General features: G+C 71.7%; 18 protein-coding genes. 14 read left to right on the top strand and 4 right to left on the bottom strand.

Annotated features, from left to right (window positions below):
- Positions 1 to 37: 37 nt before the first annotated feature.
- Positions 38 to 1,234, bottom strand: a complete 1,197-nt coding sequence (locus ABFS34_11205; GenBank protein ID MEN8376007.1) for a DUF3179 domain-containing protein — start codon at positions 1,232 to 1,234, stop codon at positions 38 to 40.
- A 128-nt stretch (positions 1,235 to 1,362) separates the two neighbouring features.
- On the opposite strand from ABFS34_11205, the gene ABFS34_11200 reads away from it, so the two are divergent.
- Entirely contained in the window at positions 1,363 to 2,400 is a 1,038-nt protein-coding gene (locus ABFS34_11200; protein ID MEN8376006.1) for a MoxR family ATPase, read from the top strand.
- A gap of 50 nt (positions 2,401 to 2,450) precedes the next feature.
- Here the strand turns inward: ABFS34_11200 and ABFS34_11195 are convergent, their stop codons facing one another.
- From ABFS34_11195 to ABFS34_11185, 3 genes are read right to left on the bottom strand one after another with little or no spacing between them, the layout of a single operon-like run.
- Positions 2,451 to 3,236, bottom strand: coding sequence for a VOC family protein (locus ABFS34_11195; GenBank protein MEN8376005.1), 786 nt, complete (start codon positions 3,234 to 3,236; stop codon positions 2,451 to 2,453).
- A 47-nt stretch (positions 3,237 to 3,283) separates the two neighbouring features.
- The gene (locus tag ABFS34_11190; protein MEN8376004.1) at positions 3,284 to 3,790 is read right to left on the bottom strand and encodes a DinB family protein; all 507 of its coding nucleotides are present in this window, start codon (positions 3,788 to 3,790) and stop codon (positions 3,284 to 3,286) included.
- Complete coding sequence (locus ABFS34_11185) at positions 3,787 to 4,236, bottom strand: MarR family transcriptional regulator (GenBank protein ID MEN8376003.1); 450 nt, start codon at positions 4,234 to 4,236, stop codon at positions 3,787 to 3,789. Before ABFS34_11185 ends, ABFS34_11190 begins: the two co-directional genes overlap by 4 nt.
- A 200-nt stretch (positions 4,237 to 4,436) precedes the next feature.
- Here ABFS34_11185 and ABFS34_11180 point away from each other — a divergent pair, with 200 nt between their 5' ends.
- The 13 genes from ABFS34_11180 to ABFS34_11120 all read left to right on the top strand — a co-directional run bounded on the left by ABFS34_11180 (position 4,437) and on the right by ABFS34_11120 (position 20,512).
- Positions 4,437 to 5,324 carry a DUF58 domain-containing protein gene (locus ABFS34_11180; GenBank protein ID MEN8376002.1) on the top strand — a complete coding sequence of 296 codons (888 nt, stop codon included), beginning with the start codon at positions 4,437 to 4,439 and terminating at the stop codon, positions 5,322 to 5,324.
- Positions 5,325 to 5,327: 3 nt separating this feature from the next.
- Positions 5,328 to 6,758 (top strand): BatA domain-containing protein, encoded by a 1,431-nt coding sequence (locus ABFS34_11175; GenBank protein MEN8376001.1) that lies wholly within the window; start codon positions 5,328 to 5,330, stop codon positions 6,756 to 6,758.
- Complete coding sequence (locus ABFS34_11170; protein ID MEN8376000.1) at positions 6,755 to 9,658, top strand: DUF4159 domain-containing protein; 2,904 nt, start codon at positions 6,755 to 6,757, stop codon at positions 9,656 to 9,658. The genes ABFS34_11175 and ABFS34_11170 overlap by 4 nt, the downstream gene beginning before the upstream one ends.
- Complete coding sequence (locus ABFS34_11165) at positions 9,655 to 11,382, top strand: hypothetical protein (GenBank protein MEN8375999.1); 1,728 nt, start codon at positions 9,655 to 9,657, stop codon at positions 11,380 to 11,382. Before ABFS34_11170 ends, ABFS34_11165 begins: the two co-directional genes overlap by 4 nt.
- 42 nt (positions 11,383 to 11,424) lie before the next feature.
- Positions 11,425 to 13,047, top strand: coding sequence for a TldD/PmbA family protein (locus ABFS34_11160; GenBank protein ID MEN8375998.1), 1,623 nt, complete (start codon positions 11,425 to 11,427; stop codon positions 13,045 to 13,047).
- A 64-nt stretch (positions 13,048 to 13,111) separates the two neighbouring features.
- Positions 13,112 to 14,740 (top strand): TldD/PmbA family protein, encoded by a 1,629-nt coding sequence (locus ABFS34_11155; GenBank protein ID MEN8375997.1) that lies wholly within the window; start codon positions 13,112 to 13,114, stop codon positions 14,738 to 14,740.
- A 15-nt stretch (positions 14,741 to 14,755) separates the two neighbouring features.
- Entirely contained in the window at positions 14,756 to 16,102 is a 1,347-nt protein-coding gene (locus ABFS34_11150) for a TldD/PmbA family protein (GenBank protein ID MEN8375996.1), read from the top strand.
- A 324-nt stretch (positions 16,103 to 16,426) separates the two neighbouring features.
- Positions 16,427 to 16,726, top strand: a complete 300-nt coding sequence (locus ABFS34_11145; protein ID MEN8375995.1) for a hypothetical protein — start codon at positions 16,427 to 16,429, stop codon at positions 16,724 to 16,726.
- On the top strand, positions 16,723 to 16,968 hold the full coding sequence (locus tag ABFS34_11140) for a helix-turn-helix transcriptional regulator (protein MEN8375994.1): 246 nt from the start codon (positions 16,723 to 16,725) through the stop codon (positions 16,966 to 16,968). Before ABFS34_11145 ends, ABFS34_11140 begins: the two co-directional genes overlap by 4 nt.
- The gene (locus tag ABFS34_11135) at positions 16,968 to 17,543 is read left to right on the top strand and encodes a DinB family protein (GenBank protein MEN8375993.1); all 576 of its coding nucleotides are present in this window, start codon (positions 16,968 to 16,970) and stop codon (positions 17,541 to 17,543) included. The genes ABFS34_11140 and ABFS34_11135 overlap by 1 nt, the downstream gene beginning before the upstream one ends.
- Before the next feature lie 178 nt (positions 17,544 to 17,721).
- Positions 17,722 to 18,006, top strand: a complete 285-nt coding sequence (locus ABFS34_11130; protein ID MEN8375992.1) for a cyclase — start codon at positions 17,722 to 17,724, stop codon at positions 18,004 to 18,006.
- Between the two features lie 214 nt (positions 18,007 to 18,220).
- Entirely contained in the window at positions 18,221 to 18,463 is a 243-nt protein-coding gene (locus ABFS34_11125; protein ID MEN8375991.1) for a hypothetical protein, read from the top strand.
- Positions 18,464 to 18,625: 162 nt separating this feature from the next.
- The gene (locus ABFS34_11120) at positions 18,626 to 20,512 is read left to right on the top strand and encodes a 5'-nucleotidase C-terminal domain-containing protein (protein MEN8375990.1); all 1,887 of its coding nucleotides are present in this window, start codon (positions 18,626 to 18,628) and stop codon (positions 20,510 to 20,512) included.
- The last annotated feature ends 136 nt before the right edge of the window (positions 20,513 to 20,648 follow it).

Below are 20,648 nucleotides of genomic sequence, written 5' to 3'. Positions count from 1 at the left end.
CGCGCCTCGGTGCACACGGGACTTCCGCGCCGGCACACTAGGGCTTCCAGATCCGCGTCTCGGGCCTGAACGCGGCCCACGCGAACCAGAAGTAGTCGCCGTGCGAAACGGGGCGCAGCACCCTCCCCTCGAGCGGCCCGGAAAGGCCCTGCCCCATGATGTTCCACTCTGTGCCGGTCTCGCGATCGCGGAAGCGGCCCGGAGTGAGTGGCTCGAAGGTCAGCTCGCGCCCGCCCAGCCGACGATCGAACACGCCGCTGGCGCCCACGTCGCGGCCGTCCGCCACCTGCGGCGCGTCCAGGCCGCTCGCCGTGCCCGGGGCCCAGAGTATCACGATCGGTCGTCCGTCCACCTCATGGTTGACGACCCTGACGTCGGCCAGGATCGAGAACGGAAACGCCATCGTGCGATCGCCCGCCAGGACCGCCACGACCCTCTCCATGGGACGCAGGCGATCGTCGGTCTTCTTGAGGAAGAAGTGCGACCAGGGCTTGCCGCCCTCCAGGTCGTCGTAGCCGACGTAGGGGTTGCGACCGTAGTCGCGGCCGAAGCCCGTATCGCGCGACAGCACCTGCCCGTCAGGGTAGGCCGCCTTGAAGTCGCCCCAGCTCACCGTCTGAGCGGCCAGGAAACGCAGCTCTTCGCCCGCCAGCTCCCCGACTATCCCCTCGCCCGACGCCTGCTGCCACCAGGTTTCGGTCTGGCGGTCGTACATCACCAGGTCCGAATGTCGCAGCCACCCGGTGGTGCCGAAGTCCAGCAGGCGGTCGCCGTGCCGGCGGTCGAACGCCAGCGCGGTGTTGCACAGCGGGCAGAAGGTGATCGTGACGGGCAGTCCTCCCACCTCGTCGTTCACGATCTCATGCTGGATAAGGATCCGGTACGGGTAGGCGCGGGCGACCCCCCGATTCTCGAAGAAGACTACCGGCTCGGAGTCCTTGAGCCACGCGCCGCCGGCCTCGATCGATTCGAAGCGCGGGTTGTCGATCGCCGGGATACCATCCTTGGGGGGCCCGCCGGGGACGATTTCTTCCATCGGCACGGTGTGCTTGGAAAAATCCGTGGCCCACTGGAAGTTGCCGCGGGCCTGCGCGTCTCCGCCCGAAGGCGAACAGGCTCCTGCGGCCGCGGCCAGCAACAGCACGCCGACCGCGCGGTCGTGCCCACCAACCCGCCGCCCCGCCCTCGCGCGGGCCCGCACCACCGATCCCGCTCCCAACGTCTCCACCCGCATCGTAGTCTCTTCCGTAGAAAAATCACTCGTTCTCCGACCCCCGAATCCGCGCGGCGGCCGGGTCGTTTCCCTCCGACGGTGCCGCCGCGTATGTTCGCGGCCCGTTTTCGTTGGCCCGAGAGTAACCGATGGCCGTGCGCCCACAGAAAGATGCCGGTTCGCCGGGCCCCGCGGGCGACCCCGACGCGGCCTCGCTGGTCGCCTCCGTCCAGCGCCTGCGCGCGGAGATCGGAAGACGCATCGTGGGCCAGGAGCGCGCCGTCCACGAGGTGATCCTGTGCCTGCTCGCGGGCGGGCACGGGCTGCTGGAGGGCGTACCCGGGCTCGCGAAGACGCTGATGGTGAGGACCCTCGCCGACGCCCTCCACCTGGAATTCCGCCGCGTTCAGTTCACCCCCGACCTCATGCCGGGCGACATCACCGGTACCGAGGTCATCGAGGAGGATCGTGCCAGCGGACGCCGCGTGCCGCGCTTCCTGCAGGGACCGGTTTTCACGCACGTCCTTCTGGCCGACGAAATCAACCGAGCCCCGCCCAAGACGCAGGCGGCGCTGCTGGAAGCCATGGAGGAGGGCATGGTCACCGCCGGCGGAGAGGACCGGCAACTGCCGCGCCCCTTCTTCGTTCTGGCCACCCAGAATCCCATCGAGCAGGAAGGCACCTACCCCCTGCCCGAGGCCCAGCTCGACCGTTTTCTGCTGCAGGTTTCGGTCGACTATCCGGACGCCGACGATGAGGTCCGCATCCTGCGCGAGACCACCGGCCCCGCGCAGCATCCGGTGGACCCGGTGCTCGGCGCCGACGACGTGCTGTCGCTGCAGGCGGCGGTTCGCGAGGTGCCCATCTCCGACGACATGCTGGAATGGGCCGCGCGTGTCGTGCGGTCCACGCGGCCGCGCACCGATTCGGGACCCGAGGAGGTCGAGCGCTGGCTGCGCTGGGGGGCAGGTCCGCGCGCGGGGCAGGCGCTGGTCCTGTGCGCGAAGGCCAACGCGCTCGCGGACGGGCGGTTTCACGTGAACCCGGACGACCTGCTCCGGGTCGCGCTGCCGGTCCTCAGGCACCGGTTGCTGCTCAACTTCCAGGCGGAAGCCGAGGCGATTCCCGTCGCGCAAGTCGTGCGCGCCGTGCTGGAGGCGGCTCCACCGCCCAGCAGCGGGTTATAGGCGGAAAGCGGACGCGCCGGCGACACACCGGCGCATCCGCACGCCCCGAATCAGGCCCCGGCGCTCGGCTGGTAGAGCGCGAACACCGCGCCCTGCGGGTCCGTGCACTGGGCGATGCGGCCGCCGCCGGGCACTTCCATGGGTCCGTTGACGACCTGCCCGCCGTTCTCCCCCACGGCTGCGGCCGTCGCGTCCAGGTCCGCGACCCGCACGTAGTACAGCCAACTGGCGGGCCATTCTGGCGGGCGGTTCATGATGCCGCCGACGCCCGCGCCTTTGCGCTCGAAGATCTGGTAGATCCCCATCTCGCCCATGTCCATGGGCTCGCCCTTGTCCCAGCCGAACAGGTCGGCGTAGAAGGAGAACGCGCCCTCGTAGTCGTCGGTCAGTAGCTCGTGCCACGCGACCTCGCCCTCGTGCGGCTCGCCCTCGTGCCCCGGCGCGTCGCCCTCGGGTGTGTATGCGGAGAACACGGCGCCGTACGGGTCGCGTATGATCGCGAAGCGCCCGACCGACGGGATCGAGTGCGGGCCCATCAGGACGGTGGCGCCGAGCTCCACCGCGCGCGCGGCCGTGGCGTCCGCGTCGGGCGTGCCGATGTGCCCCATCCAGTGCGGCGGCGCGCCGGCCGCGCGCGCCTCTTCGGGCAGCTCCATCAGGCCACCCATCGGCCCCTCGGAGAGCGTCCACATCTGGTACGGCGGCATGCCCTCTACCGGGGCGGTCCAGTTCTCGGTACCCCAGCCTATGACCTTCGTGTAGAACGCCTCCGCGCCGGCGGTGTCGGTCGTCGCCAGCTCATACCAGACGAAGCGTCCCTTCGCGTCTTCGGACATCTTTACCTCTTTCCAATGGGTGACGGGTGTGAACCTGGGGTGCGGTCCTACGGAAGCGGAGTCGCGGCGGGCGCGGCGATCGCGCCGGGGAACCCGGCGAGGCGCCGCGACAGGCCGAGCTGGCCCGCGTGGTAGGCCTGGTGGAACGCCAGGAAGCTGATCAGCGAGCCACGAGTGGTCGGTTTCCCGAACGGGTCCACGAACCCACGCTCGTCCAACTGGGCGTCCGTGAGCCCGGCGACGCCGTTGGTGCAGCGCTCCGCGGATCCGAGGAACTCGTCCCTCATTTCCGCGAACGGTAGCGCGTTCCCGGGGCCGGTGATGGGCGGCTGCTCGCCCACGGGCAGGTTCGGGTGCTCCAGGATCGGCGCCTCGCCGAGTAAATCCAGAACCCGGTTCTGGACGACGGTGAGGTGTCCCAGGATCCAGTTCGCGCAGTTGCCGCCGGGCTCCGGCTGGCGCAGCGAGTCCTCCTGGCTCAGACCCTCGGTGTTGACGTCGACCGTGTAGTACAGGAACTCGAACTGACGCCGGAGTTCGTCTTTCGCGTTCATTTTTTCTCGTCCTCTTCCTTCAGTTGAATCTGCGTGATATCGGCGATGGCCTTCATCACCGATCTGAAGCCCTGCTCGTTGCGGGAGCCGACCCGCGCCCGCACGGCCCGCTCCAGGTCTTCCAACTGGCCGCGCAAACGTTGGGCGATCGAAGCGCCCTCCTCCGTGACCCGGATCAGATTCGACCGCCTGTCCTCGGGATTCGGATCGCGGACGAGGAGAGCCTTGGCCTCGAGGCGGTCCAGCATGCCCGTCAGCGTCGACGGCTTGTGTCCGAAGACCCTCGTCAATTCGGACGGCGGACACGGCCCGTACAGATGCGTGTAGGAGAGCATGTGTCCCTCGGCGGGCTCGACACCCAGCCGCCGGCAGTCGTCGGCCAGGTACTCACCGATCTGACGCGTGGCCTTATGGAGCGGAGATACGAATCGCAGCGGTTCGGCCAATCAGCCTCCGGGCGCGGCCCCTGTGGCGCCGGCGTGCGCGGCGCCGACGATACTACGGAACCGAATGTAACGATTCCGTATATTTCGATACCGAACCATATGCGGGTTCCGAGCGGCGGTCAAGGTTTTTCACGTTCCCGCCACGGGAGCTCCCGGCGAGGGCGTTGTCGCCACCCTGTTGGACCCGCTACCGTCGGGCGATGAACGCGCTCCTTCCGCCACACATCATGGCGACCCTGGGTGGCCTGGACTTCGTGGCCCGCACGGTGGTCTCCGGGGTGTTCACCGGCAGCCACAGGGCGACCCTCCTGGGCGCCGGGCGGGAGTTCGATCGCCACCGGGCCTATCAGCAGGGCGACGAGTCCCGTCACGTGGACTGGCGCCTGTTCGCCCGCACCGACCGGCTGTACGTGAGGCAGTTCCGCGAAGAATCCAACCTGCAGGCGTTTCTCATCGTCGATGATTCCGCCTCCATGGCGTACGCCGGAGCGGACGGGCTCACGAAGCTCCGCTACGCGCAGATGCTGGCCGCCGCGCTGGCGCACCTGATGCTGCGCGGGGGCGACGCGGTCGGCCTGGGTCGCACCGGCGCAGGGGGAGAGCTCCTGCTGCGACCTCGCAATCGGCGGGGACACCTGCACGACCTTTTGCTTGCCCTCGAACGCATACGCGCGTCGGGATCCGACGACGCCGCCCGAGCGGTGGAGCGAGCCTCCACGGCGCTGCCGCGCCGAGGCCGAGTGATCCTCATTTCGGACCTGCTGGCCGAGGACGCGGCGACGCGACTGGTGGCGGCGCTCGGGCGCCTGCGCGCGCGCGGCGACGAGGTGATCGTGCTGCGGCCGCTCACGCCGGAGGAAGAGGGACGGGCGCCGCTGGAGCCGGCGCGGTTCTTCGATCCCGATCGGCCCGAGGTGGAGGTCGCCGCGGCGCCTGGGGCCGATGCGGGATTCAGGGCGCGCGTGAGCGGCTATTTCTCGGGCATGGAGTCGGCGCTGCGCGCCCGCGGGGTGGAGTACGCGGCGCTGGGCACCGACACGCCGGTCGAGAGGGCGCTGCTCTCCTGGCTGCCGCGCCGGGGCGCCTAGGCCATGGTTTTCGCGCGGCCGTGGGCGCTGGCGTTGGGCGCGGCCTTCGCCGCGGGGGTCGTCCTGCTCCACATGCTCCGCCCGCACCCCGGCCCACGCACGCCCCTGCCCACCGCGCGCTTCCTCGCCCCCGACCGGCGCACCAGGCTCAGGGTCTCGCGACCCGCCGACGCGCTCCTGCTCGCGACCAGGCTGGCGGTGGTGGGAGCGCTGTCGCTCGCCGCCGCGGCGCCGTCCCTGGAGGCTCGTCGCGAGGGCGGCCTGCGTCTCGTAGCGCTGGACGCGGGTCGCGGCATGGGTGGCGCGTGGGACGCGGCGCTAGACAGCGCGCGGGCGCTGCTGGCCGCCGCCCCGGCGCTGCTGGTGGTTTTCGATACGGCGGCGATGGTCGCCGGACCCGACGCCCTGGACTCGCTGGCGGCCGCCGGGCCCAGCCGCGTCGATTCCGACTACGCCGCCGCCTTCCGGGGCCTGCGCGGCGCGGCCCGGGGCTCGCGCGCCTCGACCTTCGAGGCCTCGATACTGACGATGCCCCGCGGGAGCGCGTGGGGCCCCGGGCTGACGTCCACGCGGGCGGCCGCGTGGCCGGCGGAGGCCCGCGTGATCGATCCGAGCGGCGACGCCGCGCCGGGGCGCGAGCCGGAGCGTGGACGCGCGCCGCCGCTGGGCCCGGCTCGGGTGCTGGGCGCGGCCGCCGCCGACCCGTATCTGCGCTCGGCGCTGACCGCGCTCGGGTACACGCCGGAGGCGGGCGAGGCGGGGCGCGACGCGGGTCCGCTGCTGGTCGGACCGGACGCTGCCCTCCCGACCGAGACTGGAGAGGCCCCTGTGACGGTCCTGTGGGGCGACCGCGTGGGCCCCGAGCTGGACCTCCTGTGGACACGGCCATCCCCGGCTCCCAGCCCGCCGGCGGCGGCGTCCGCCACGCTGTTCGCCACCGCCGGGGCGCGGCCCGGGGAGTACCCGGCGACGATACAGGGCGCCGTGGGGCGCGCCGCGGGCGGGCCCGCGCAGGGAGCAGAGGTATGGGCGGTCGACGCGGACGGACGGCCGCTGGGCGTGGCCCGGCGGCGCGAGGGGGGCTGCGCGGCCTACTTCGCGGGTGACCTGCTGGCGCCGGCGCTGGTCGGATCCGAGCGCTATCCGCTGCTGCTGGAGCGCGCTCTCGGCGCGTGCGCCCCCCCGACCGCTCGCCCAGACGCCCTCGACGAGCGCCTCGGCGCCGGCGCGGTCGGCGTCCTTTCCGGTGCGACGGGGAGCCCACCGGCGACCGCCGCCTCGCTGGGGCTCGGCGACCGCCGGTCGTTGCAGCGGCCTCTGCTGGCGGCGGGTCTGGTGCTGGGCCTACTGGAAACGCTCCTGGCGACGGCGCTGGGCCGCGCCCGATCGAGCGCGCTTTCGGCGACGTCCCTGGGCCGGGAGAGGGCGGCGTGACGGCCCCGGGCGACCTGCGCGCGTTGGCCGCCGGGCTCGTGGCCGGCGTGCGCGCGGCGTACCGGCGGCGCGGCGCGATCCGCGCGGCCACGTCGGCGCTCGCGTGGGCGGCGGGGACCGCCGCCGGCCTGGCAGCGATCGACGCGGCGGCGGGCTTCTCCGCGGGGGCGCGCGGCGCTCTCGCGACGCTGCCGGCGGCGGCCTTCCTGTTCGCCCTCGCGAGAGGTCTGACGCGCGCCCTGCGACCTCGTCCGGCGGGGACCTTCGCCCGCCTGGCGGAGGAGCGGGCCGCGCTGGGTGAGCGCCTCGCCACCGCGCTGACGGCGCACCCGGGGGGCCTGCTCGGGGCGTCGTTCGGCGCGGAAGCGCGGCCGTATCTGGCGTCCGTGCAGGCGCGCGGCGTGGTCCCGTGGCGCCTGCGGGGCCCCGCCCTCTCGCTGGCGGCTTCGCTGCTCGCGCTGTTCGCCATCGCCGCGTTCCAGGGTGGACCGCAGGCGGCGCTGGAGCGCTGGCTGGACCCTGGCGCGGGCGTAGGCGCCGCCGCGGACGCCGGCGGCGAGGGCACGGTCGCGGCCGGGGGCGCCGCCGATGAGCCGCGGATCGCCGCGGTCAGTTGGCGCGCCTCTCCGCCCGGGTACAGCGGCCTCGAAGCGCGCTCGGGCGACGGCGGCGTTCCCATCCAGACGCTCGCCGGAAGCCGCGTGAGGGTGGCGGTCGAAGCGCGCGGCGGCCGCCTGGAGGCGCGCGTCATCGGCGGCCCCACCCCGCGCCGCAGCGAGCCCGCGCCCGGACGGATCGAGCTCGAGTGGACGCTGGCCGGTGCGGACCGCGCGCTCGAGCTGGAGCTACGGGCCGCGGGTCGCGTGGTCGAGCGCCGCCTGGTGCCACTGCGCCCCGTCGCGGACGCGCCGCCGCACGTTTCCCTCGAGGCCCCCGCGCGCGACCTGACGCTGGCGGAGGGGCGCGGCGTGGTGGAGGTGCGGGCCCGCGCCGAGGACGACTTCGCCGTCCGGGCCTTCGATCTCCTGTGGATTCGCTCGCGCGGCAGCGGCGAGTCCTACTCCTTCGACCAGGGCGTCCTCCCCTGGTCGCGAACAGAGGGCCCGGCCCGCAGCCGTCTGGCCAGCGCGCGGCTGGACCTGGGCTCACTCGACCTCGGTCCCGGCGACGTGCTGCACATCCGCGCCGTCGCGGTCGACAACAACGCGGTGGGCGGTCCGGGAGAGGGCGTGTCCGATACGCGCACCCTGCGCGTGGCGCGCGCGGACGAGGAGGACCTGGTCGACGCGGTGCTCACGCTGCCCGCGGAGGCCGAGGCCAACCCGATCCTCAGCCAGCGCATGCTGATTCTGCTCACCGAGCGGCTCATCGCCGGCGGCCCCGGCCCCGACGCCCTGCGGGCCGGCGCTCTGGACATCGCCCGGGAGCAGGCGCGCCTGAGGGGCAGGATCGGCGAGATCATCTTCTCGCGCACGGGGGACGGCTCCGAGGAGGTCCCCGCGGACCCCTTCGCGCCCCCGGATGACCTTTTCGGCGGCGAGATCGAGGACGCCGGCCACGGCCACGATGAAGAGGGCCGCGACCCGCTGGATCCGGAGGACGTGCTGGAGGCCGCCAGCCTGGCCACCGGAACGGGGGAGGAGGAGGAGCTCGAGCACCGCCACGACGAGAGCGCGGTTCTGTCCCTGAATCGGGATCTGCTCGCCGCCTACAACGCCATGTGGGAGGCGGAGCGAGAGCTGCGGCAGGCGGCCGCGGCCGCCTCCCTGCCGCCGCAGCATCAGGCGCTGGACATCCTGCAAAGGATTCGACAGGGCGAGCGCGTATTCGCGCGCGGGCGCCAGACCGTCCCCCCCGTCGATGTGGCCGCGGCCCGCGGCACGGGCGAGCTGGAGGGCGTCAATCCAGGTGCGCGCGAGAGCGCCGGCGCCGCCGACACCCGGCCGCGCCTCGCGGCGCTGGTCGAGGACGCGCTGCGGCTCTGGGAGGAACTGGACGCCGCGCGCGGGAGCCTCGCCGCCGCCGACCTGGCCGCGCGCCTGTTCTCCGACCCGGCGATCGATACGCGCGCCGGGGAGCTGGCCGGCCGCGCCGCCGACGCCGCGCGCCAGGGCGACCACGACGGCGCGCGCCGGCTGCTCGCCCAGGCGCTGCGGGTGCTGACGCCGGCGCTCCGCGCCGGCTCGGTGGCCGGCCCCGCCGCCGGATCGGCGCCACCCTACTTCGACGCGCTCGTCCGCTCCGCCGAGGAGACGTCGCCGGAGCGAGGAACGCCGCGGGCGCCGGGATCGTTTCGCTTCGCCACCGCGCGGTACGCCTCCGGCGACTGGGACTCGGCGCCCCTCGTGCCGGCGAACATCACGCATTCCATCGCCCAGTACACGGACATCCCGGTGGAGCCCGAGCCGGCCGTGGTGGACCTGGCCTCGCGCGAGGTCTTCGGCTACCCGCTCCTGTTCATGACGGGCCACCTCCCGGTGCGCTTCACGGCCACGGAGAGCGACAATCTGCGCGCCTACGTGGAGCGCGGCGGGCTGCTCTTCATCGACGATCACAACCACGACATCGACGCCGCCTTCCACCGCACCGTCGTGGCCGAGCTGGAGCGCATCTTCGGCTCCGGCTCGCTCGCGGAGCTGCCCGACGACCACGAGCTGTTCCGCGCGTTCTTCGACTTCCCCGACGGCCCACCCACGACCGCGCACGAGCTGAACGGCTGGGGCGACGGGCTCGTGCACGAGTCGCTGCGCGCGATCCTGTCGGGCGGCCGCATCGGCGTGCTGTACTCCAACAAGGACTACTCGTCGCAGTGGAACTACCACGCGCAGAACAAGCGCTTCAACGCGATCGATGACACGCGCTTCGGGGTCAACGTGATCGTCTACGCGCTGACCCGGTGAGCCGGCTCGGCGCGCCGCTCTGGCTGCGCGGGCTTGGACTCGCGTGCCTGCTCGCGCTCCTCTTCCTGGGCGCGGCTCCCTTCGGGTCGGGTGACGCCTCCGGACCGGGCGACGACGGCGGGCCAGGCGCGCTGGCCGACGGCGCCGCGCGCTGGCGCGCCGCTCTCTCGGGCGACGCGCCGCCGGGGCTCACCGTGCGCGCGGACACGTCGGACGTCGGCGTCGCCGAGCTGGCCGCGCTGGCGGCCGTGGCGGCGCGCGCGCCCCTCGCGGTGGCGCTGCCGGATCCGGGCGCTCCCACGCTCTCGCTGGAGGCGGTCGGACCGCTGGCCGCCGGCCGACGCGGGGCGCTGAGCGTGACCGTGTCCGGCCCCGCGCACGCGGACGTCGCCGTCGTCCTCGCCGACGACGCCGGGGGCGCCGACAGCGTGTCGGTGCGCACCGACCGGGACGGCGTGGGCCGGGCGAGCGTCGGCGTGCGCCCCGCCAGCTCCGGGTGGCGCGCCTGGAGGGCCGCCGCGGGCGACCGATCCGCGACCGCCGGGGCGTGGGTGGAGGACGCCTCCGCGCCGCGGGTGGTCGTGCTGGGCGAAGCAGCGGGCTGGGAGCCCCGCTACGCCATCCGCGCGCTGGAGGAGGCCGGCTTCGACGTGCGGGCGCGTCTGGCGCTGGGTCGAGGCCGCAGCGTGGAGGACGACGCGGCCGGCGGCCTCGACTCCGCGGACGTCGTGGTGATCCTGCCGGGCGCGGCGCTGTCTACCGGCGACGCGGACGAGGTCGCCGCGCTGGTGCTGGAGCGCGGCGGCGGCGCCCTCCTGGCGGGGCCCCCGCCGGCGCGCCTCGCCGAGCGGCTGGGGCTCCCGGTGGGCGCGCGCTTCGCCGAGTCGGGCGCGGACATCGCGTGGACGCTGCCCGCCGACCTGGCGCCCCTGCCCGCCGGCGTCCCGGAGCGCCGCCCCCTCACCGCCGAGCCGCCCGTCGGCGCCCGCGTGGGCGCCAGCGCGGGAGCGGATGCGACCCTGCTGCTGCGCGCGGCGGGGGCCGGGCGGGCGGCGTGGACGGGCTTGACCCGGACGTGGCGCTGGCGGCTCCAGGAGGGCGCGACGGAGGCGCACGCCGCCTACTGGGCGGCGCTCGCGGATTGGCTGGCCGCGGGGCGTCTGGCGGGAGCGCGCTACGGCTTCGAGCCCGCCGCGCCCGCCCTGGGGGAGCTCGTGCGGATCCGCGCGCCCGTGGGCGCACGCGTGTCGCTGCGCCGGCCCGACGGGTCCACGGAGCCGGTCGGCGTCCGCGCGTTCGTGGCGGCGGCCGAGGGCGTCCACGCGCTGGTCGACAGCGACGGCGCCGCGCTGGTCGGCGCGCGCGTCTCCGCGCCGGCTGCGCGGCCCGGCGGCGCCGGGGCGGACCCCTCCTCGGGCGCTGGGGATGGCCCGGGCGGCGCACCGTTCGGCCTCGCCCGCGCGGCGCTGCTGGCCCACGCCTCGGGCGGCACGGCGCTCCCCCCGGCGGCGCTGCGGCGGTGGCTGGAAGGCCGGCCGACCCCGGCCCGCGGCGGAGCGCCCCTCGCCGCCTGGATCCTCCTGGGCGCCGCCGCGGCGAGCCTGGGAGGGGCGTGGGTGGCGGGCCGCATCCGGGGCCTGCCGGCGGGGTCGCTTGCGGGGCGGGACACCGGCGCAGAGGTTGTGGCCCTCGCGAGCAAGCCCGCACGTCCGCCCGTGCGGTAGGTGGTTCGGGTCCGAGCGACCCCGATCAGCGGGTATTGGGCAATGAGACGACGCGACTTCCTCGTACGCGGCTCCCTCCTCGCCGCCGGCGTAGGCGGCCTCGCCTCGAACCCCCCTCCGGCGGCGGCAGCACGACCCGGACTCCGGAGCGTACGCCCCAGCATCGACCCGGAGCTGGAACGCCTGCTGCTGCTCGCGCTCGATGAGGCCTCGAGGGCCGGCGCGACCTACGCCGACGCCCGCATCGCCAGGGTCCGCAACCAATCCATCGCCACGCGCGAGCGCCGCATCACCAACCTGACCGACAGCGAGACCTTCGGCATGGGCGTGCGCGTTCTCGCGGACGGCACGTGGGGCTTCGTGGGCACGCGCGAGTTGACCGACGAAGCGGTGGCGGGTGCGGCGCGGCAGGCGGTGGCCCAGGCCCGTTCCAGCGCCCCGGCGCGCGCGCGCCCGGTGGAGCTCGCGCCCGCCGAACGCGTGGAGGGCACGTGGCGCTCCGCGGCCGAAATCGACCCGTTCGACGTGGCCATCGAGGACAAGGTGGATCTCCTGCTGCGGGCCAACGAGGCAGCGCTCGGCGTGGCCAACGCCCGCTTCGTGAACTCGAACCTGTTCCAGCTACGCGAGCAGAAGCTGTTCGCCAACACCCTGGGGTCGCTCACGGATCAGACCATGATCCGGGTGTGGCCGCGCATGGTCGTGACCGCGGTGGCGAGCGACAACAGCGACTTCCAGTCGCGCCAGAACACCGAGGTGCAGCCCATGGGTCGCGGCTGGGAGTACGTCCTGGGCGCGAACATGCCGGTGCGCGCGGAGAAGTGGGCCGAGGACGCCGTCGCCAAGCTGTCGGCGACCGCCGTCGAGCCCGGCCAGTACGACCTCGTGCTGCTGCCCAGCCACCTCTTCCTGACCATCCACGAGTCCATCGCGCACCCCACCGAGCTCGACCGCATCCGCGGCTACGAGGCCAACTACGCCGGCACATCGTTCATCTTCCCGGCGGAGGACTACCTGGGGAAGTTCCGCTACGGCCCCGAGTTCATGAACGTGCAGGGCGAGCGCTCCACCGAGGGCGCTCTGTCCACCGTGGGGTGGGACGACGAAGGGGTCGCCCCGGACGAGTTCCTGATCGTCAAGGAGGGCGTCCTGAACGACCTGCAGACCACGCGCGAGCAGGCGCCCTGGCTGGCGGACTGGTACCGGAGTCAGGGCCTGCCGGTGCGCTCGCACGGACACAGCTACGCGCAGAGCTGGGCCGACGTGCAGTTCCAGCGCATGCCCAACATCAACCTTCTCCCGAACGCCGATCGCGACGTGTCGGTGGATGAGTTGGTCGACGGCGTCGGGCGCGGGATCCTGATCGAGGGGCGCGGGAGTTACTCCATTGATCAGCAGAGATTCAACGCGCAGTTCGGGGGTCAGGTCTTCTACGAGATCCGCGACGGCCGCGTCCAGGGCATGCTCAAGGACGTGGCCTACCAGATCCGCACCCCCGAGTTCTGGAACTCGCTCGATCTGATCGGCGGTCCGTCGAGCTACGAGATCGGCGGCACGTTCTTCGACGGCAAGGGACAACCATCCCAGGCCAACGCGGTTTCACACGGAAGCCCCCCCGCCCGTTTCCGGGGGGTCAACGTGATCAACACCGGGCGCACCGCGTGAAGCGCGCCCGGGGGAGCCAGACTCCCGTACGGCGCCACGGCATTCATTACAAGGGGTGTACGGCATGAGACGACGCGATTTCCTGCGTGGGGGGGCGATGTTGGCGGCGGGGGTGGGGGCGGGCTACCAGATCGACCCGACGCTGCTGACCGCGCGCGAGCTCGCCGCATCGTCGCGGCGGCGCGTCGGCGACCCGTTTTTCCGCGAGCTGGCGATGCTCGCCCTGGACTCCGCGCGCGGCGCGGGCGCGACTTACGCGGACGTGCGCATCTCGAGCAACCGGAATCAGTTCGTGTCGACGCGCGAGCGCCGCGTCACGGGGCTGAACGATTCGGAGACGTTCGGCTTTGGGGTGCGCGTGATCACGAACGGCACGTGGGGGTTCGCGGCGAGCCGCGACCTCACCCGCGAGGAGGTCCAGCGCGTCGCCCAGCAGGCGGTGGCGCAGGCCCGCTCGGGGGCGTTCGCGCGCCTGCGTCCGCTGGAGCTCGCGCCCACCCCGGCGTACCCGGAGGCCGAGTGGACCGCGCCGGTGGAGGTCGACCCGTTCGACATCCCCATCGAGGACAAGGTCGCGCTGCTGCTTCAGGCGAACGAGGCGGCGCTGTCCGTGGACGGCGCGCGCTTCGTGAACTCCTTCATGACGTTCCTGCGTCAGGAGAAGTTCTTCGCGTCGAGCGAGGGCACGGTCTGCGACCAGACGCTGTATCGGGCGTGGCCGACCATGAACATCACCGCGGTGGCGCCGGACCGCTCCGACTTCCAGACGCGTCAGAGCACGGACATCGCGCCGCTCGCGGCGGGCTACGAGCACATCACCGGTAACGACCTGCCCGGCAACGCCGTGCGCTGGGCCGAGGAAGCGGTCGCCAAGCTCTCCGCGACGCCGGTCGAGCCAGGGCAGTACGACCTGGTGCTCCTGCCCACGCACCTGTGGCTCACGCTGCACGAGTCGATCGCCCACCCCACCGAGCTGGACCGCATCCGCGGCTACGAAGCCAACTACGCCGGCACCTCGTTCATCTTCCCGGCGGAGGACTACCTGGGGAAGTTCCGCTACGGTGGCGAGTTCATGAACGTGATGGGCGAGCGCTCGTCGGCGAACGGCCTGTCCTCGGTGGGGTGGGACGACGAGGGCGTGAAGCCGGACGATTTCCTGATCGTCAAGGACGGCGTGCTCAACGACCTGCAGACGACGCGCGAGCAGGCGCCGTGGCTCGCCGACTGGTACGCCTCGCAGGGAGAAGAGGTGCGCTCGCACGGCTGCAGCTACGCGCAAAGCTGGTCCAACATCCAGTTCCAGCGCATGCCCAACATCAACCTGCTGCCGAACCCCGAGCGGGACGTTGGGCTGGACGAGCTGATCGGCGGGATCGAGCGCGGCATTCTGATCGACGGGCACGGATCGTTTTCGATCGATCAGCAGCGCTTCAACGCGCAATTCGGCGGCCAGGTGTTCTGGGAGATCCGCGACGGCAAGCGGGCCGGAATGCTGAAGGACGTCGCCTACCAGATCCGCACCCCCGAGTTCTGGAACTCCATGGACCTCATCGCCGGCGAGAGCGAGTACTGGGTCGGCGGATCGTTCTTCGACGGCAAGGGTCAGCCGTCCCAGTCGAACGCGGTGTCGCACGGCAGCGTGCCGGCGCGCTACCGCGGCGTAAACGTGATCAACACGGGCCGCAGCGCCTGAGCCAGGAGACTACCGATGGCCAACTACTTCGACCGCGGGCGGGCCCAGGAGATCTCCGAGAAGGTCCTGGCGCTGTCCAACGCAGATCAGGCGCGGGTAAACCTGAATAGCGGCGAGACCGGCAACACGCGCTTCGCCGTGAACCAGATCAGCACCGCCGGGGACGTGTTCAACGCCACCCTCGTGGTGACCAGCGCGTTCGGCAACCGCGTGGCGTCCGCCACCACCAACAGCTTCGACGACGAGGCGCTCGAGCGGGTGGTGCGCACCAGCGAACAGCTCGCCCAGCTCATCCCCGAGGACCCCGAGTACATGGGCGAGCTGGGCCCGCAGGAGTACCAGGACGTGGACATGGTGGCGTCCTCGACCGCCAACCTGACGCCCGCCGAGCGCGCCCGGGCGATCACCGCCGTCACCGAGCCGGCCGCCGAGCAGGGGCTGCTGTCGACGGGCTACCTTTCCCACAACACCGGGCAATCGTCGGTCGCCACGTCGGGCGGCCTGTTCGCCTATCAGGATCGCTCGCTGGTGACCTTCACCACCACCGTGCGCACCCCGGACGGCACCGGATCAGGGTGGGCCGGCGGCGGCTCCAAGGACTGGAACGACCTGGACCTGGGGGACATCGGCGAACGCGCGATCGAGAAGGCCATTCGTTCGCGCAGCCCGCGCGCGGTCGAGCCCGGCCGCTGGACGGTCATCCTGGAGCCCACCGCGGTCTCCAACATGATCAGCCGAATGATGTTCTCCCTCAACGCCCGCTTCGCCGACGAGGGCCGCTCGTTCTTCAGCAAGGAGGGCGGCGGCAACAAGATCGGCGAGAAGTTCCTGGATGATCGCGTGACCATCTACACGGATCCGGCCGACGCCAGGCTCGCGCCCAACTTGTTCAACGGACAGGGGCTGCCCAACAGGCGCATGGACTGGGTGCAGAACGGCGTGCTGCAGAACCTGGCGTACAGCCGCTATTGGGCGTCGCAGCAAGGGGTCGACCCGACGGGGTTCGTGTCGGGCTACTACATGGAGGGCGGCGACGCGTCGCTTCAGGACATGATCGCCTCCACCGAGCGCGGGCTGCTCCTCACCAGGCTCTGGTACATCCGCAGCGTGGATCCCAGGACGATCCTGTTCACCGGCCTGACACGGGACGGCACGTTCCTGATCGAGAACGGCCAGATCTCGCACGCGGTGAAGAACCTGCGCTGGAACGAGTCGCCGGTGTTCATGCTGAACAACCTGGAGGAGCTCGGCGCCCCCGTGCCCGTGTCGCCCACGGAATCGGGGGGCACGAGCCCGACCGTGATGGTGCCGCCGATCAAGGTGCGGGACTTCAACTTCACGTCGATTTCGGACGCCGTGTAGGACGCCGTGGCCCGGCGCAAAACCGCCGGGGCGCTAGTGTACCGTTGGGCATGGCGCTCGGCGCCGTGGCGTCGATCGGCGTCACGGGCCGCGCCGCGTCATCATCGCCCCGGGCGCCCGCGTCGGGCCTCGCCGACTCGCACGAGGCGCCCCAGATCGATGCCACGCATGCCACCAGCATCGTCACTCGCATGTCACGCAACGCACCTTCCCCGAGGGACGCCCTCTTGCAGGAGACTTAGATTCCCATCAAAGTAGGCGCTGAAGCGCGGTGGGTGTTCCTGGCCCTCGCCGTCGATCTTCCATAGCCGCGCACACGCAAGCATGGTCGCAGCCGAACCCGCAACGCTCGCCGGTATCCGCGGCCGCGGCTATCTGACCCTGCGCACCGAGGGCTACCCACGCATCGAGGGTGTCTTCTTCGCGCCACAGCCCAGCGGCCGTGAACTCTTCGAACTGTATCTCTCCACGCAGCCGGTGCAGTACCAGGGAGCCGTGTATCGGGGCTCGGCCCGATCGCTGGAGACGTGCGAGGTCTGGCTGCGCGCCATCAAGCGCGAGGCCGGCCGTATTCGACTCGACGTCACCCGCGCAGGCAGCGCGGAGAGCCCAATGCCAGAATGAACGATCCGCTCTCAGCACGTAGCCAATTGACCATCCGCAAGGCCATCCACGCGCACGTGCGCACGCAACACGCGGTGGCCGAAGAGGTGGGCGTCAGCGACAACACGATCACCTCGTGGATCCATGCGCGCTCGAAGCCGACCTCAGCCAACCTGACTCGATTGGCCGAGGTGTCCGAGTCCAGGGCGCGCGAACTCGATGCCGTAGCCGCCGAGCTGCGCGCCGCCGCGGAGACCGCCTGATGCACACCACGACGCGCGCCGTGCCGATCCTGTTGCTCGTGTCGGCAATGGCGTTCGGTCCGGCGCTGGCGCAGACCGACCATCCGGCACCCTCGGCCGACCCGGTCATGGAGGATCTCGTGGTCCGGGTCGAGGAGCTGGCGCGAAAGATGATCATGCTGGCCGAGGCCATGCCGGAGGAGGCCTACGACTGGCAGCCCATGGAGGGAGTGCGTTCCGTCGGCGACGTGTTCGTACACATCGCCGGGGACAACTGGTGGCTGCCCACCCACGTGGGCGTGCAGCCTCCCGAGGCCGCGGGCATCACGGCCGACTTTGCCACCGTACGGGCCTACGAGGCCCGGCCGGTGACCAAGGCCGAAGTCATCGAGCATCTCGAGGACTCGTTCCAGCACATAGTCGAGGCCATGCGGGGCACGCCGTCCGAGCGCATGGAGGAGCCGCTCACGATGTTCGGGCAGCCGCACACGGTGCGTTCCATGTGGGTCCTGACCACCACGCACATGCATGAGCACCTGGGCCAGTCCATCGCCTACGCACGCGCGAACCGCGTCAAACCACCCTGGAGTCGCTAGCGTCGGCGACAGGCGCACGACGACCCGCTTGCCTTCGGGGCTCGGGCAGCCCTAGCGTAGCCTCCGGAGGGGCTCGGTCTGCTCGACCGCCGTCCGTCCCGACCCCGCCGGCTCCCGGGACCCCCCGCCTCCCCCCGAGCCGGCCAGCGCCGTTGGCTACCGCCTGCCGGAGGGTTCGATGGCCACGCTGCTCGTCCGCCACCGCGTGCGCGATTACGCGCGCTGGAAGGATGTCTTCGACTCGCGAGCCGGCGTCCGCGCCGATGCCGGGTCGCTCGGTGGGATCGTCTTCCGCGACGGAGACGACCCCGAGGACGTGATCGTGGTGATGGAGTGGGATGATCTGGACCGCGCGCGCGACTTCGCCGAGCGCGACGACCTGGCCGAGGCGATGGACCGCGCCGGGGTCATGGGCCAGCCCGAATTCGTCTTCCTGGTGGCGGTTGACGGGCCCAAGGCGTGACGAAGGGAGGTCCGCCGCCGCATGTCCGCGTGGCCACGAGCTTTGACGCGATCGGCTCCGCCGGCCTATGATCGTCAGACCGTAGACAGCGCACGAAGACACCGAGCCAGTCCGTTCGCGGCAAGCTCACGCCTCCGGCATTGAACACGTGCCTGCTGCGCCAGGCGATCGTTTGTCCCGCGCGAAGGCATCGCTCCTCTCCCGTCAGGAAAGAATGGGCGCGACGATGAAGGTCGGGTGGCTCGAGCGGCTGTGGCGCGACGAAAGCGCTCAGGATCTGGCCGAATACGCGCTGCTCCTGGCCCTCTTGGCGGTCCTGATCGTCACCGCCGTGGGGCGTTTTGGCCAAGGTATCGCCGACCTCATCGACAGCTCGGAGGATTGCCTGCGCCCGGCCATGGGCGGCGGCACGCCGGCCAACGGCAGCGAGCCGTTCGGGCAGTGCAAGAAGGGTTGAGGGAGCCAGCTTCGTTCCGGGCCAACCCCTGCGGATGTTGACAGCGAGGGCGCGGGGCAGCGAATCTCACGTTGGCCCATAGAGACCCTAGCGGGACGCCGCGACGATCTCCTGAGCCAATCCATGGTGTGTAGGCAAGCTTCCCCTCTCCCCGGAGGCTCCATGAGGCACGTTCTATCCCTCTCCGTCTTCGGCGCCATCGCGCTTGGCCTGGCCGCCTGCGCCGACGATCCCGCTCAGCCCGAGGCCGTCACGTCGGCGGTCGAGGGACAAGCGGCGAAACACAGTAACCAGCAGGTGCGGTACGTCCTGACCGTCCTCCACAACAACGACGGCGAGTCGGAGCTCCTGCCGGACGGCGACGTCGCGGGCGTCGCTCGGTTCGCGAGCGTCATCGACCGGATCCGCGACGAGGTTCGGGTGGATGGTCGCCACGGCCTGGTCGTGGTCTCCTCCGGCGACAACTTCCTCGCCGGACCGCAGTTGACGGCTTCGATCGATCAGGGCCCGCCGTTCTTCGACGCCATCGCCCTGAACCAGATCGGGTACGACGCGTTCGCCATCGGCAACCACGAGTTCGATCTGGGGCCCGACTTCTTCGCCGACTTCATTGCCGGATTCAGCGGCCGCACGTGCGTGGCAGCGCCCGGCGTACGCAAGGGGCAAACCGGCGGCAGCGGACCCTCGAGCGGACGGCACAACGTGCCCTGCGCGGGGCCGTTCCTGAGCTCCAACCTGGACGTGTCGGGTGAGCCGGCGCTCGCGGCCCTGGAGGGCGGAGGCCGCATCGCCGAGAGCATCGTAGTGCAGCTGCCCGGAGCCCGCGTCGGAGTCATCGGCGCAACGACACCCAATCTGCCCTTCATCTCGAGCCCACGAAACGTGGTCGTGGAGGCCGACGTTGCGGCCGCGATCATGGCCGAAGTGGGAGCGCTGGAAGCCAGCGGCGTCGACAAGATCATCCTCGCGAGCCACCTGCAGAGCGTCCAGGAGGAACTCACCCTGATCCCGATGCTCGACGGAGTCGACATCGTCATCGCCGGCGGCGGCGACGAGCTGCTCGCCAACCCTGGCGACCTCCTCATTCCGGGGGACTCCCCGGAGGGAGACTACCCGCTTACGGCGCTGGACATGGACGGCACCGAGGTGCCCGTGGTCACGACGGCGGGTCAGTATCGGTACGTGGGGCGTCTGGTCGTTGAGTTCGATCACCACGGCGACGTCGTGGGTATCGGCGACGCGAGCGGCCCGGTGCGTGTGGTCGGGGGCGCGTTCGCAGACGGCGTCGCGCCCGATCCCGTGATCCAGAGCCTGGTCGTGGCGCCTGTCGAGGCAGCGGTCGCGGCGCTCGCCGCCACGATCATCGGCACGAGCGAGGTCGACCTGGACGGCAGGCGCAGCGAGGTTCGAACCCGTGAGACCAACCAGGGCAACCTGATCGCCGACGCCCTGCTCTGGCAGGCGCAACAGCTCGCCGCATCCTTCGGGGCCCCGGCTCCCGATGTGGCGTTGCAGAACGGAGGCGGCATCCGCAACGACGAGATCGTGCCGGCCGGACCGATCAGCCTGTTGAAGACGTTCGAGATGGTGCCGTTCCCCAACTTCGTGACTATCGTCGCGGACATCCCCAGGGAACAATTCAAGGAGATCCTGGAGAACGCGGTGTCGCGCGTGGAGTTCACGGACGGCCGCTTCGCACAGATAGCCGGCTTCACCTTCTCCTATGATACCACCGGCACGGCCCAGATCCTGGACGGCAGCGGCAACGTCACGACGCCCGGGACGCGGGTGGTGGACGTGACGCTGTCGGGGGGCACGCCCATCGTCGTTGGAGGCAGCGTGCAAGGCGGAGCCGCCATCGCGATCGCCACGATCGACTTCCTGGCGCGGGGCGGAGACCAGTACCCCTACCGGGGGGCGCCCTTCACCACGCTCGGAGTGTCCTACCAGCAGGCGCTGGAAGACTACATCGTGACCGGCTTGGCCGGCACGATCACCGGCGCCGCTTACCCGGTGGGCGGTTCCGGCCGCACGACCAGCCTGCCGTAAGAGCTGCGCGGGGACGGCCGAGGGCGCGACTCCCTCGGCCGCTCTCCGCTCACGGCGCGCCGCTCTTCTGGGAGGAGGACTCCCGGGCCTCCGCCAGAAGCGCCAAGACCTCCGCGTCGGTGGTCTGGCGGAAGTC

The organism is Gemmatimonadota bacterium, assembly GCA_039715185.1.
GTDB lineage: Bacteria > Gemmatimonadota > Gemmatimonadetes > Longimicrobiales > RSA9 > DATHRK01.
This window is presented reverse-complemented; position numbering and strand designations above follow the sequence as displayed.

Coding starts and splice junctions, on each gene's coding strand:
- ABFS34_11140 (MEN8375994.1), top strand. CDS start 16,723: ATGAACGATCCGCTCTCAGCACGTAGCCAATTGACCATCCGCAAGGCC.
- ABFS34_11150 (MEN8375996.1), top strand. CDS start 14,756: ATGGCCAACTACTTCGACCGCGGGCGGGCCCAGGAGATCTCCGAGAAG.
- ABFS34_11155 (MEN8375997.1), top strand. CDS start 13,112: ATGAGACGACGCGATTTCCTGCGTGGGGGGGCGATGTTGGCGGCGGGG.
- ABFS34_11145 (MEN8375995.1), top strand. CDS start 16,427: ATGGTCGCAGCCGAACCCGCAACGCTCGCCGGTATCCGCGGCCGCGGC.
- ABFS34_11120 (MEN8375990.1), top strand. CDS start 18,626: ATGAGGCACGTTCTATCCCTCTCCGTCTTCGGCGCCATCGCGCTTGGC.
- ABFS34_11205 (MEN8376007.1), bottom strand. CDS start 1,234: ATGCGGGTGGAGACGTTGGGAGCGGGATCGGTGGTGCGGGCCCGCGCG.
- ABFS34_11195 (MEN8376005.1), bottom strand. CDS start 3,236: ATGTCCGAAGACGCGAAGGGACGCTTCGTCTGGTATGAGCTGGCGACG.
- ABFS34_11125 (MEN8375991.1), top strand. CDS start 18,221: ATGGGCGCGACGATGAAGGTCGGGTGGCTCGAGCGGCTGTGGCGCGAC.
- ABFS34_11135 (MEN8375993.1), top strand. CDS start 16,968: ATGCACACCACGACGCGCGCCGTGCCGATCCTGTTGCTCGTGTCGGCA.
- ABFS34_11160 (MEN8375998.1), top strand. CDS start 11,425: ATGAGACGACGCGACTTCCTCGTACGCGGCTCCCTCCTCGCCGCCGGC.
- ABFS34_11200 (MEN8376006.1), top strand. CDS start 1,363: ATGGCCGTGCGCCCACAGAAAGATGCCGGTTCGCCGGGCCCCGCGGGC.
- ABFS34_11180 (MEN8376002.1), top strand. CDS start 4,437: ATGAACGCGCTCCTTCCGCCACACATCATGGCGACCCTGGGTGGCCTG.
- ABFS34_11175 (MEN8376001.1), top strand. CDS start 5,328: ATGGTTTTCGCGCGGCCGTGGGCGCTGGCGTTGGGCGCGGCCTTCGCC.
- ABFS34_11190 (MEN8376004.1), bottom strand. CDS start 3,790: ATGAACGCGAAAGACGAACTCCGGCGTCAGTTCGAGTTCCTGTACTAC.
- ABFS34_11130 (MEN8375992.1), top strand. CDS start 17,722: ATGGCCACGCTGCTCGTCCGCCACCGCGTGCGCGATTACGCGCGCTGG.